Consider the following 12,661-nt stretch of genomic DNA (forward strand, 5'->3'; position numbering starts at 1 on the left):
GATGTTTGGTAAATTAAGTTGGGAAGCAGTCCCATTCCACGAGCCGATCGTGATGGTGACCATCGCCATGATCGCCCTCGGTGGTCTGGCGCTGTTCGCTGCAATCACCTACTTCAAGAAGTGGACGTACTTGTGGACCGAGTGGCTGACTTCGGTCGACCACAAGAAAATCGGCGTGATGTACATCATCGTCGCCATGGTCATGCTGCTGCGCGGTTTTGCCGACGCCATCATGATGCGTACCCAGTTGGCCATGGCCACGGAGGGTTCGCCTGGCTACCTGCCACCTGAACACTATGACCAGATCTTCACCGCTCACGGTGTGATCATGATCATCTTCATGGCGATGCCATTCTTCACCGGCCTGATGAACCTTGCAGTGCCGCTGCAGATCGGCGCGCGTGACGTTGCGTTCCCGTTCCTGAACTCCCTGAGCTTCTGGCTGCTGGTATCCGGCGTAGTACTGATCAACCTGTCCCTGGGCGTCGGCGAATTCGCCAAGACCGGTTGGGTTGCCTATCCACCATTGTCGGGTCTGCAATACAGCCCTGGCGTGGGTATGGACTACTACATCTGGGCGCTACAGCTATCCGGGTTAGGTACGACGTTAACGGGGGTTAACTTCCTCGCGACCGTACTGAAAATGCGTACCCCTGGCATGAAACTGATGGACATGCCGATCTTCACCTGGACCTGCACCTGGGCAAACGTTCTGATCGTGGCTTCGTTCCCGATCCTGACCGCTACCCTGGCACTGCTGACCCTTGACCGTTACATGGATTTCCACATTTTCACCAATGAACTTGGTGGCAATCCAATGATGTACGTCAACCTGTTCTGGGCGTGGGGCCACCCTGAGGTTTACATCCTGATCCTGCCGGCATTCGGCATCTTCTCGGAAGTGATCTCGGCGTTCACCGGCAAGAAACTGTTCGGCCACCACTCGATGATCTACGCTTCGGGCGCGATCTCGGTACTGGGCTTCATGGTTTGGCTGCACCACTTCTTCACCATGGGTTCGGGTGCCAGCGTCAACGCCTTCTTCGGTCTGGCGACGATGCTGATTTCCATCCCGACGGGTGTGAAGCTATTCAACTGGCTGTTCACCATCTACCAGGGCCGTCTGCGCTTCACCAGCCAGGTTCTGTGGACTCTGGGCTTCATGGTGACCTTCGCCATCGGCGGCATGACCGGCGTACTGCTGGCCATCCCGGGTGCTGACTTCGTTCTGCACAACAGCCTGTTCGTGATCGCGCACTTCCACAACGTGATCATCGGCGGCGCGGTATTCGGTTACATCGCTGGTTTCGCGTTCTACTTCCCGAAAGCGTTCGGCTTCAAGCTGCATGAAGGCTGGGGTAAAGCAGCGTTCTGGTTCTGGATCTCGGGCTTCTTCGTCGCGTTCATGCCGCTTTATGCACTGGGCTTCATGGGCATGACCCGTCGTCTGAACGCCACTACCAACCCTGAGTGGGTACCGTACCTGTACGTTGCCATGTTCGGTGCGGTGATGATCGCTGTCGGTATCGCCTGCCAGCTGATCCAGCTGTACGTGTCGGTGCGTGACCGCAACAAGCCAGAGAACGTTTGCGATCACGGTGACCCGTGGAATGCACACACCCTGGAATGGTCGACCTCGTCGCCACCTCCGTTCTACAACTTTGCTGTGCTGCCTAAGGCTGACTGCATCGACCCGTTCACTGAAGCCAAGGAAAACGGTACTGCGTACCAGCGTCCGGCCAAGTACGAGCCGATCCACATGCCGAACAACACCGCCACTGGCGTGGTGATGGGCGCACTGTTGACCGTCTTCGGTTTCGCAATGATCTGGCACATCTGGTGGCTGGCGATCGCGAGCCTGGTAGGCACCGTCGTTTACTTCGTGATCCACGCTGCACGTGACGACCAGGGCTATATGGTTCCGGTTGAAACGATCGAGCGTATCGAAGCCGAGCAGCACAAGCGTCTGGTTGCGGCAGGGAAAATCCCGGCCGGTGCCACCCGTGTTGAAACCTCGTTGGAACAGGCTTAAACCATGTCGAACTTAGTGACCAATGTTGGACACGCCCATGGTGACCATGGGCACGATGACCATCACCACGACTCGGGCGAGATGACCGTATACGGTTTCTGGCTCTACCTGATGACCGACTGCATTCTGTTTGCGTCGATCTTCGCGGTGTACGCAGTACTGGTAAACAACGTAGCCGGTGGCCCGTCGGGCCACGACATCTTCGAACTGCCATACGTGCTGGGCGAAACCGCTCTGCTGTTGTTCAGTTCGATCACCTACGGCTTCGCCATGCTGGCGTTGTACAAAGGCAAGAAGCAGGCGGTCCTGGGTTGGTTGTTCATGACCTTCCTGCTCGGCGCAGGCTTTATCGCCATGGAGATCAACGAGTTCCACCTGCTGATCTCCGAGGGCTTCGGTCCTAGCCGTTCGGGCTTCCTGTCCGCGTTCTTCACCCTGGTCGGTACCCACGGTCTGCACGTATCTGCGGGTCTGATCTGGATGGGCATCATGATGTACCAGGTCAACAAGCACGGCCTGACGGCGACCAACAAGACCCGTCTGAGCTGCCTGAGCCTGTTCTGGCACTTCCTGGACGTGGTGTGGATCTGCGTATTCACCGTTGTTTACCTGATGGGGACTCTGTAATGGCTAATGCACACTCCCATGACAGCCATGATGCTGGCCACGGCAGCGTAAAGTCGTACGCCATTGGCTTCATCCTGTCGGTGATCCTGACCGTCATCCCATTCGGTCTGGTGATGTACCCGAGCCTGCCGAAGGCCACCACACTGGCAATCGTTCTGCTGTTCGCAGTGATCCAGGTGATCGTTCACCTGTATTACTTCCTGCACCTGGACCGTTCCATTGCTCAGCGTAACAACGTGATTGCATTCGTCTTTACGGCCATTGTGATCGTGCTGCTGGTTGGCCTGTCGTTGTGGATCATGTTCAGCATCCACACCTACATGATGGCGAAGTGAGGTAAGACCCGATGTCGCTCAAGCACTTTATCCAAATCACCAAACCGGGGATCATTTTCGGTAACGTGCTTTCTGTGGCAGGCGGGTTCTTCCTGGCCTCGAAAGGGCATGTGGATCTGGCGGTGTTTCTGGCTGCCATGATCGGTACATCCCTGGTTGTTGCCTCCGGTTGCGTGTTCAACAACTGCATCGACCGCGACATCGACCTGAAGATGGAACGCACCAAGAACCGGGTGCTGGTGCAGGGCTTGATCTCCCTGAAACTGGCTCTGGTTTACGCAACCATCCTTGGTGTTCTCGGCGTTGCGTTGTTGTACAAGGTGGCCAATCCGTTGGCCGCTTTGTTCGCGGTCATCGGCTTCATCATCTACGTCGGCTTCTACAGCCTGTACCTCAAGCGCAAGTCGGTTCACGGCACGCTGGTGGGCAGTCTGTCGGGCGCCATGCCGCCAGTGATCGGTTACGTTGCCGTAACCAACAGCTTCGACATGGCCGCGCTGACGTTGCTGGTGATGTTCAGCCTGTGGCAGATGCCGCATTCCTACGCCATCGCGATCTTCCGCTTCAACGATTACCTGGCCGCATCGATTCCGGTGCTGCCAGTGAAGCGCGGGATTCAAGTGGCCAAGAAGCACATCCTGCTCTACATCCTGGCCTTCCTCGTGGCGACCTTGATGCTGACCTTCAGCGGTTACGCCGGCATGAGCTACCTCGCCGTCGCCGCGGCCATGGGCATGTACTGGTTGTACATGGCCTGGACCGGCTACAAAGCGGTGGATGACACGGTCTGGGCACGCAAGCTGTTCGTGTTCTCGATCTTCACCATCACTGCGTTGAGCGTCATGATGTCCCTGGACTTCAAGGTGCCCGCAGAGCTGCTGCTGACGTACGCGCCGTAAGGCTCAAAGGCTTGAAGAAAAACCCCGCACATTGAGAGATGTGCGGGGTTTTTTGTTGGGTGGATTATGCTGATTTGATGTGCTGCCATTCGCGAGCAGGCTCACTCCCTCAGGGGGTATTCGATCGACGCAGATCCAATGTGGGAGCGAGCCTGCTCGCGAATCCCAGCGTCACTGAATTTGCTGGGTTGCTGGTTGCAGACTTCCGGTAAACCCCCTAGATTTGGATCCAACCATGACAGTGATAGCTCCTTGCCATTTGCGGTTGCCCATCTGTCTTAACCTGCGGTTCTTCATGTACTGATCATAAGGCTGGGCGAAATGACTGAGAGGATGACCTGCGACGAGCGTTTTATTGCCCTGGCCCAAGAGCTGAACTACGACATCTATGGTGAGAACACCGCCGGCGGCAATTACGCGCCGCTGATCCGTCATCACGATGAGTTGTACATCAGCGGCATGGTGCCGCGCACCCACGGCAAGATTCAGTACCCCGGTCGGGTTGGGCTGGAGTTGACCCTTAAGGATGCGCAAGCCGCTGCGAGCATCAGTGCAATGCGTTGCCTGGCGTTGATCGTCGACGCGGTGGGTTCGCTGGACAAGATCAAGGCGTTGTTGCGGGTCACTGTTTACGTGAAGTCGACGCCGGACTTCGTTGACCTGAGCGAAGTCGCCAACGGTGCGTCGGACGTGTTCAGTCATGTGCTCGGTGATGCCGGCCGGCACACGCGCACCACAGTTGGCGTGTATCAGTTGCCGAAGAACGCGGCGATTGAAGTCGACATGATTGTAGCGTTGCATCCTTCGGCTTGAGGGTGACTTCACGGCTTGCCCTCACCCTAACCCTCTCCCGTAGGGAGAGGGGACTGACCGAGGTGTCTTGCGCTATACATCGACCTGAGAGACCGAGGCGATTGTGGATTCGGAGCAGCACTTTCATTTCGGTGCATCTCTTGAATATCTCCCGATCGGCGCCCTCTCCCTCGGCAGAGGGACTGACCGAGGTGTCTTCCGCTGTACATCGACCTGAGAGGTCGAGGCGATAGTGGATTCGGCACCGCACTTTCATTTCGGTGTACTTCTACAATATCCCCAAATCGGCCCCCTCTCCCTCGGGAGAGGGCTGGGGTGAGGGGCCTCGGTTTAGGCCATCTCACCCAACCCAAGCCGAAAATCAAAAAGCCCCGCACTGAATCTCAGTGCGGGGCTTTTTCGTACAGCGGCTGCGCGATTACTGCGCGGCGATGCTGTACCCATCGAATGCAGTCTGCTGTTGCAACGCAGTGATGATGTTCTTGCGGTTAACGGCTTGTTCGGTGCCGGCATTGTCGATGAACGTTTCGCTTTCCAGCTCCGCTTCCTCACCTTCACCGACAAAGGTGAAACCGAGGAATTCCAGCGCTGCACGGTCAACGTTCAGGCGCGAGCGCGGCGTGCGCAGTGGCAAGGTCACGCTGATGCCGTCCTTGCTGATGGTGAAGATTTCGACTTCTTTCTTCTTCGCAGCCTTGCTCTTGCCGCCGCTCGGATTGCTGATCGCCTGGTGGGTCTGGTTCAGCACTTTCAGCGCGAGGCCGTAAACGATTTCCTGGAACGCCGGATCGTCCTTGAAGCTGGACAGGATGCGGCCGATCGAGAACTTGCTGCTGAGGTCTTCAAGGGCGGCGAGGTCGGCGGCTTCGGCGTCTTTCAGTGCCTTGAGTTCGCCCATCAGCTCGTAGGCCTTGTCATCATCGAAGCTGTCGTGAGCCTGACGGATCGCCGCGCGCAGCTCGCGGATCTGGTCGCTTTCGCGGGTCGACTGGAACGCGTCCAGGACCATCTCGCTGATGATTTTGGCTTGTGGCAGGTGTTGTGAAAGATTGATGGAGTTTTCGTATTCCGCTTTGGACGATTCGGTGACTACGGATTCAGCGGTGTTGAAATCGGACATTGAAATTTCACTACTTTTTAACTTGAGTGGAGATGAGAAAACTGAGGGCTTTTTCAGGCCGACTAATTTAGGGGAGCGCGGCGGCGTTGTCACGGAGCAACGGTCTGCCGGTCGAGTTTTTTCCCGCAGTGGGCTATTTCAGGCGCGGCCGTTCCATGGCAATCACTGAGGTTTCAAAACCCAGGCTGGCAAAAAAAGCCTCTGCGCCCTCGCGTCCGGCACGCAGCACCCACGTGATATCCGGATTGTCGCCCATGATGTGCTCGACCAGTGCGCGGCCAATCCCAGCACGCCGATGCTGGTCATCGACCACCACCATCGACAGGTAACCGTTGGACAAACCATCGCTGATCCCGCGGGCGAATCCGATGATCTGCTCACCCTCGACGGCGACGGCGGTGCGCTGAGAGTTCTTGATCAGCAGAGCGAAGTGTTCAGCTGAGCCGGTGCGATGGCCCCAGCCATGCTCCCCGAGAAACTGCCGCACCGATTGCGTTTCGGCGGGCAGCAAATCGCGTACGTTGAGAGTGTTATTCATCTGCTGTTCGAGTCCTTGTCAGCGATTTTTCATGGAAGGGTGGAGCGCGCAGCCTCAGGATTTCCCCCACGTCTGCATCGCAAACTCCACGAACCGGCGCAATTTTGGCAAGCGATAGCGATCTGGCGCGTAGAGCAGATGCATCGGTCTGCTGGGTGGCTGGAAGTCGGCGATCACCTTCACCAGTCGGCCTTCGCGCAGATCTTGTTCTACCAGCGCATCCGGCAGCATCACGATGCCCATGCCGGTGCGTGCCGCCTGATGCAGCCCGGCAGAGCTGTTGATCAGCATAGGCCCGCTGACGTCGACCATGATTTCCCCGTCGGGCCCCCCGAGGCGCCAGCGCTTTTCCACCGATTGCCAGTCGTCGCCGGCGGGATAGGCGAAGGACAGGCAGTCGTGTTGTTGCAAGTCTTCCGGGGTTTTCGGCATGCCGCGCCGGGCAACGTAGTGCGGCGAGGCGCACACGGTCAGGGTGTAGTCGATCAAGGGCCGGGCAATCAAGTTGGACTGGTCGAAATTGCCCAACCGAAACGCCACATCGAGGCCGCTCTCCAGTAGATCGGGACGGCTGTTGGTCAGCACCACATCGAGTTTGACCTGCGGGTACAGCAGGGAAAACTCACTGAGCGCCGGGGCCAGCCGTTCAACGCCGAAGGTCAGTGGCGCGGTGAGGCGCAACATGCCCCGGGGTTGATCGAGGGTCTGCTCGGCGAGGCGTTCGGAATCGGCGACCAACCCCAACACTTCCAGACAGCGCTGGTAGTAAACACTGCCGAATTCAGTGAGGCGCTGACGCCGGGTGGTGCGTTGCAGCAGTTGCACGCCGAGCCGTCGTTCCAGCGCGCGCAGATGATTGCCGACCATGGTCGTCGACATATCGCACTGCAACGCGGCCGCCGTCATGCTCCCGGCTTCGACGACTTTGACGTACACGCTCATCGACTGGAACAGGTCCATTATCAAGCTCTGCTTTTAAATGAATGAAGTTTTGCCGAGTTTATCCAGTTTCGCTGGCTAACCATACTGCCAGCACACCGACCTGCACTGGAGTTTGAAGTCATGACCGCCGCCCTGATGAACACCTACCAACCACTGGCCCTGAGTTTCACCAAAGGCCTCGGCACTCGCCTGTGGGATCAGGCCGGCCGCGAGTATCTGGATGCGGTGGCCGGTGTCGCGGTGACCAATGTCGGCCACTCGCACCCGCGGATCGTTTCAGCGATCAGCGAACAGGCGGGATTGCTGCTGCATACGTCCAATCTGTACAGCATCGATTGGCAACAACAACTGGCCAAACGGCTGACTGAGCTGTCGGGCATGGAGCGCGCATTCTTCAATAACTCCGGTGCCGAGGCCAATGAAACGGCGCTGAAACTCGCGCGTTTGTACGGCTGGCGCAAGGGCATCGAACAGCCGCTGGTGGTGGTCATGGCCAACGCGTTCCATGGCCGCACACTTGGCACCTTGTCGGCCAGCGATGGCCCGGCGGTGCGTTTGGGTTTCAACGAATTGCCGGGGGATTTCCTCAAAGTACCGTTCGGTGATCTCGCGGCGCTCGAGCAGGCGCAGAAAAAGCACGGCGAGCGCATCGTGGCAATTCTGGTCGAGCCGATTCAGGGCGAAAGCGGCGTGCAGCTTGCGCCGCCCGACTACCTGAAAGCACTGCGCGAACTGTGCAATCGCCATGCGTGGTTATTGATGCTCGATGAAATCCAGACAGGTATCGGCCGCACCGGCCGCTGGTTCGCGTTTCAACATGAAGGCATCGTTCCGGATGTCATGACGCTGGCAAAAGGTCTGGGCAATGGTGTGCCGATCGGCGCTTGTCTGGCGCGGGGCAGGGCTGCGGATCTGTTCACGCCCGGCAGCCATGGCAGCACTTTCGGTGGCAATCCGCTGGCATGTCGGGTCGGTTGCATGGTGCTGGATATCATCGAAGAGCAGGGTCTGCTGGAAAACGCCCGGATTCAGGGCGAGCGTTTGTTGACTCGTCTGCGTGCAGAGCTGGCGGACAATCCCAATGTGCTGGCGATTCGTGGGCAGGGCTTGATGATCGGTATCGAGCTGAAACAACCGGTGCGGGATCTGACCCTGATCGCGGCGCGGGATCATGGACTGTTGATTAACGTCACGCGAGGCAAGACGATACGGCTGCTGCCACCGTTGACGATTGATGAGCGTGAGGTGGAGATGATTGTCAGAGGTGTGGGGCGAGCACTGATCGCGCATTGATGGCTTGTAAGTAGCACTGTGGGAGCGAGCCTGCTCGCTAAGGCGGACTATCGGTCGACATCTCTGCTGGATGATCGACCGCTTTCGCGAGCAGGCTCGCTCCCACATGTACGGTGTAGGCCTTAGTCCGGATAATCCGCCAGATCCGGCGCCAGCATCCGTGTCTTCGCCTTGCCATTCGAATTGTGCTGAATGATCTCGCGCGGCTGCCCCTGTTCATTGAAAAACACCTGACCGATCCCCGCCGAATTCCACAAGCGTTCGCCTGCCTCAGCATGTTCCGGCGTGTACGGCACGATGCGCATGCGTCGGCGTTTGGTAAACCAGTTCAGCGGGGAGCGTGGCGAGTAGAGCCAGCGGTTGAGGCGGTCGAACCATTCCAGCAGGCTTTTCGGAAACTCGTTCTTGATGCCGCTGCTGGTGATCTGCCAGATCCGCGGCCCGGCCTTGCGGTGGCGGATAAGCACTTCGTAGACAAAGGAATAATGCACATCGCCCGACAGCACCACGTAATTACCCGGTGTGCGCGAGTGGCGGAAAATATTCAGGATCACCTGCGCCGCACCGCGATGAGCCATCCAGTTTTCCGCGTCGACCAGCAGCGGGTAGCCGCACCAACTGAAGACCTTCTGCACGGTTTCAATCAGCTTCACGCCGAAGATCGGCGCCGGGGAAACGATGATCGCTGACGGGTGATCGAGCAGTTCCTGTTGCAGTTCGCTCAGCCCCTCCCAATCGAGCAGGCCCGACGGTTGCTTGAGCGCCATCTCACTGCGCCAGCGCCGTGTGCGCGTGTCGATGACCACCAGCGCGGGGCTGGTTGGCAGGACGAAATGCCATTGCTGAAAGCGCAGCAAATCATCGATCAGAGCATCCTGCACCGGGCTGTCGAGGTATTGATCATCACCGCTGGCGCTAAGGCTCAGGGTTCTCCCCAGCACCTCCTTGAACACATCGGGATTATTACCCCAGCCCTGACACAACATATAGGCGATCAGCGCATTGCCGATAATGCGTTTGGAGAACGGGTGGCCGTAGGCCGTTTCCTCCCATTGCGCGGACAGGTTCCAGTCATCGGTGATGTCGTGATCGTCGAATATCATCAGGCTCGGCAGATGCGCCAGCGCGCGGGCGACCTTGCCCAGTCCAGCCTTGAAGGCGTCAATGCGAGTCTGCTCGAGGGCGTAGCGCTTGAGGCGTTCAGGCGTCAGTTCGGGCGCTTGCGGGTCGATCAGCGACCACGCCGTCGGCGACCACACCAGCAAGTACATCGCCATGACTTCGGCGAAGGTCACCAAGTGATTGTCAGCACTGCTGCTGGTGAAAATCGGCTTACGCGCACCGCCGAAAAATCGCTCGCGCAATGTCTCGTTGCTTTCCAGCGCCGGTAACAAATCCGCACGGTGGTAGTAACTGGCCGGGTGTTCGTAGAGCTTGGCGCTGTCGCTGACCACCGCGCCTTCGAGATGTTCGTCGAACAAGCCGAGACGTTCGATCAAGGCATGAGTCGCCCGCAACATCGGGCCGGCGACATCGTCGGCGTAAACCTGGTCGCCGCTCATCATCAGCAAGGCCGGGCGTTGTTGCGGGTCGGCTTCGCTCGCCAATAGCTGATCGACGCAAAGCAAACCATCCGCCGCCGGGTGATGCGGTTTACGGCAGGAGCCGTGCAGCAGTTGGTCGATCCGCGAGCGCAGGACGAAGTTCGGGCAGGTTGCATCGCCGTACAGCAGATGCGCCGCCCAGTCAGCGATGCCAGTGGTGTCGTCGATCAGCAGGTCATAGTCGATTTGCGTATCGCAGGGCAGGGCGTTTTCGAGAGTAACGTCGATAAGATGAACAAACGCCTGGCGACCTACGGGAATGACCGTGCATTTCCCGGCGCAGAGAGGAATGTCTCCTACACCTTGCAGGCGCAACGTCAGCGCCAGTGGCCGCGTGCCGACCAGCCACATGACCACGCGCGTTGGCTCCAGCCGTCGCAGCAGAGGGCCGGCCAAAACAGGAGGCAGCGGGATCAGATCAACGGGTGTCGGAGACATCGAGGGCAAAGCTCAAGGCGCACAGGTCGGCGATGATAGCGCAGGCGGCGCCTTGAACCCTTAAATGAGCCTTAAGAGTCGGCTTTTTGCAGTTTCAGCGCCAACAAACGCCATTGCGCAGGTAGGGCGTCAGCTCGAGGCTGTTCTTGCACCGAGCAATCGAAACGGTAGGCGACATCGTCGCCGTTCATGTTGCGCGCGGTGACGGTACTGCTGAAGGTGTAGACCTGATCCTTGAAGCGGTGGCTGACCAGCGCTTTGCTGTCAGCAAAACGCGCCGAAGCGGGAAAGCGCAACGTGCTGGTCACAAACGGGCTGCACATGACATACGCGATCATCGACTTGTCGGCCTGTGCGTCGCCGCGCAGTTTCTTGTTCAGCGCTGCCAGGGCCATGCGACCCTGATAGTCGCTTTGATCCAGCACGGTCTGCAACCCGATTGATTTCGGCGCCCGGCTGGCGTAGTTCGGCAACAATGCGGAGTCGGCAGGAGATGGCTTGTCATCCGGCTCGATTGCAGCAAAAACAGGCGCATCTTTCAGCTCTGCGGCGGGCGTTACAGATTCGGCTTCAGGCAACAGTGAGGTCGGCTCGGCAACTTGTGTGACCTTGTTTTCAGTCTGCGCCGCTTCGTAATCATGCGACGAAGGAAACAACGAAAAGGTGATCGACAGCACCACCAGCGCAACGATGAAGCCGCCCGCCGCGCCGACGATGTTGCCATAGAAAATATTCCAGCTGCCTCGGTTTTTTACCACCCAGCGCCACATGAAACCCCAGACTGCAACAAATGCCAGAAAACGCAGAAACTCCATTCGATCCTTTCCTTAACTTTCGATAGCCGACAACAGGCATTCGCAGCGAGCGCCGCGATGATGGGCAGCACGATACCAAAACAGGTTAAACGTTGAGAGCAAAGAAACTCATCTGCCTGTCAGCACCTGCTCTTTGCGCCTGTTCTGTGTGATCACACGGGGTGTTGCAATGACCCCGGTGTTCGCCGTTTGGGAAGAAGGCGAAGTTAAGCGCGTGGCAGTGGTAGGCGGTCGATCGGTGGAGCGGGGGGAAAGTGAAGTTCGAATTCACGGCGAAGACTTCAATGGGGGGTATGTCGAAGTGCATTCAAAGCATCTTCTATATAAGGCCCAGTCCAATCACAAGATGTCTTTCAGATAACCCTTGAGCGCGAGAAGCGGTTGATTCAACTGCTCCATCGACCGCACCTCGCCGAAATCGGCTGACAATTTGCGCAGTTCGCGCCCCAAGGGTTTCTCTGTACCCCCCAAGGCATCCAGCGCCAACCCCAGGCACTGATTCAATTTGAACTGAATGGTCTCGACATCTCCGCGTCTCACCAGCAATTCGAATACGTCTTTCTGGTAATCCCCCATAACAAGGTCGTCCCGCAAAATCGGGCTCAGGCCTTCTTCCTCATAAGCCAGCTTGAGGGAGAAAAGGGCGACTGTTTCCAGTGACGTTTCCATGATTTAAGTCCTAGCTGCTGTTTTCAGGTTTCGAAGGTGAGTCATCGTTTAGCAAAGCAATCAGGTTTGGTGCGGGTTGCCCCGCCGTCGTAGGCACCCTTCGATCCAGATCAGTCTGTGGTGGCAGGCAGGAAACGACCGGTGCTCTGTGAAAACATTTTAAGACAGATACGGCAATAAAAGGCGCTGCAAAAAACACGCAATCAAGCAAAATCCGGTCTGCTATCTAATCGGACGTTCGCGGATTCAATTTGAAGGTCAGGGCTCAAAAGCGAAATTAACGGTTGACGGCAGATTTGAGGTGTCTATAATTCGCCCCACTTCCGGCGCAGTCGAAACGGAAAACTCCTTGATATTCAATGAGTTATGTAGGTTTCGGCAGCAGGTTGCTTCAGTTCATCGAAGCCAAAAGGAAGTTGAAAAAGAGGTGTTGACAGCAGCGTGTAACGCTGTAGAATTCGCCTCCCGCTGACGAGAGATCGGAAGCGCAAGTGGTTGAAGTTGTTGAAGAATTCTTCGAAAACTTCTGAAAATAA

Annotated in this window: 13 protein-coding genes; 6 read left to right on the forward strand and 7 right to left on the reverse strand. The window is 57.6% G+C overall.

Annotated elements, in window-relative coordinates; translation table 11 throughout:
- Position 1: 1 nt before the first annotated feature.
- From cyoB to CKW17_RS28615, 5 genes are all read left to right on the forward strand, one after another.
- On the forward strand, positions 2-2,032 hold the full coding sequence (cyoB, locus tag CKW17_RS28595) for a cytochrome o ubiquinol oxidase subunit I (RefSeq protein WP_042560959.1): 2,031 nt from the start codon (positions 2-4) through the stop codon (positions 2,030-2,032).
- 3 nt (positions 2,033-2,035) lie between these two features.
- Positions 2,036-2,659 (forward strand): cytochrome o ubiquinol oxidase subunit III, encoded by a 624-nt coding sequence (cyoC, locus tag CKW17_RS28600; RefSeq protein WP_007916943.1) that lies wholly within the window; start codon positions 2,036-2,038, stop codon positions 2,657-2,659.
- Positions 2,659-2,994 carry a cytochrome o ubiquinol oxidase subunit IV gene (cyoD, locus tag CKW17_RS28605; RefSeq protein ID WP_007916940.1) on the forward strand — a complete coding sequence of 112 codons (336 nt, stop codon included), beginning with the start codon at positions 2,659-2,661 and terminating at the stop codon, positions 2,992-2,994. Before cyoC ends, cyoD begins: the two co-directional genes overlap by 1 nt.
- Positions 2,995-3,005: 11 nt before the next feature.
- On the forward strand, positions 3,006-3,893 hold the full coding sequence (gene cyoE / locus CKW17_RS28610; RefSeq protein WP_007916939.1) for a heme o synthase: 888 nt from the start codon (positions 3,006-3,008) through the stop codon (positions 3,891-3,893).
- Positions 3,894-4,214: 321 nt separating this feature from the next.
- Complete coding sequence (locus CKW17_RS28615; RefSeq protein ID WP_034156086.1) at positions 4,215-4,706, forward strand: RidA family protein; 492 nt, start codon at positions 4,215-4,217, stop codon at positions 4,704-4,706.
- Between the two features lie 418 nt (positions 4,707-5,124).
- Here CKW17_RS28615 and CKW17_RS28620 read toward each other — a convergent pair whose 3' ends face one another.
- The 3 genes from CKW17_RS28620 to CKW17_RS28630 form a co-directional block, all read right to left on the reverse strand.
- Positions 5,125-5,826 carry a hypothetical protein gene (locus CKW17_RS28620; protein ID WP_095123230.1) on the reverse strand — a complete coding sequence of 234 codons (702 nt, stop codon included), beginning with the start codon at positions 5,824-5,826 and terminating at the stop codon, positions 5,125-5,127.
- A 133-nt stretch (positions 5,827-5,959) separates the two neighbouring features.
- Complete coding sequence (locus CKW17_RS28625; protein WP_095123232.1) at positions 5,960-6,364, reverse strand: GNAT family N-acetyltransferase; 405 nt, start codon at positions 6,362-6,364, stop codon at positions 5,960-5,962.
- 54 nt (positions 6,365-6,418) lie between these two features.
- Positions 6,419-7,324 (reverse strand): LysR family transcriptional regulator, encoded by a 906-nt coding sequence (locus CKW17_RS28630; protein ID WP_038362897.1) that lies wholly within the window; start codon positions 7,322-7,324, stop codon positions 6,419-6,421.
- A 102-nt stretch (positions 7,325-7,426) separates the two neighbouring features.
- On the opposite strand from CKW17_RS28630, the gene CKW17_RS28635 reads away from it, so the two are divergent.
- Positions 7,427-8,599 carry an aspartate aminotransferase family protein gene (locus tag CKW17_RS28635; protein ID WP_095123234.1) on the forward strand — a complete coding sequence of 391 codons (1,173 nt, stop codon included), beginning with the start codon at positions 7,427-7,429 and terminating at the stop codon, positions 8,597-8,599.
- Positions 8,600-8,721: 122 nt separating this feature from the next.
- Here the strand turns inward: CKW17_RS28635 and CKW17_RS28640 are convergent, their stop codons facing one another.
- The 4 genes from CKW17_RS28640 to CKW17_RS30490 all read right to left on the reverse strand — a co-directional run.
- Positions 8,722-10,641 (reverse strand): alkaline phosphatase D family protein, encoded by a 1,920-nt coding sequence (locus tag CKW17_RS28640; RefSeq protein WP_095123236.1) that lies wholly within the window; start codon positions 10,639-10,641, stop codon positions 8,722-8,724.
- 71 nt (positions 10,642-10,712) lie between these two features.
- Positions 10,713-11,456, reverse strand: a complete 744-nt coding sequence (locus CKW17_RS28645; protein WP_095123238.1) for a hypothetical protein — start codon at positions 11,454-11,456, stop codon at positions 10,713-10,715.
- Between the two features lie 339 nt (positions 11,457-11,795).
- Positions 11,796-12,125 (reverse strand): hypothetical protein, encoded by a 330-nt coding sequence (locus tag CKW17_RS28655; RefSeq protein ID WP_095123242.1) that lies wholly within the window; start codon positions 12,123-12,125, stop codon positions 11,796-11,798.
- Positions 12,126-12,481: 356 nt separating this feature from the next.
- A partial coding sequence (locus tag CKW17_RS30490; RefSeq protein WP_218274253.1) for a hypothetical protein occupies positions 12,482-12,661 on the reverse strand: 180 nt, incomplete at its 5' end.

It is taken from the genome of Pseudomonas sp. Irchel s3f10 (assembly GCF_900187515.1).
Lineage (GTDB): Bacteria > Pseudomonadota > Gammaproteobacteria > Pseudomonadales > Pseudomonadaceae > Aquipseudomonas > Aquipseudomonas tensinigenes.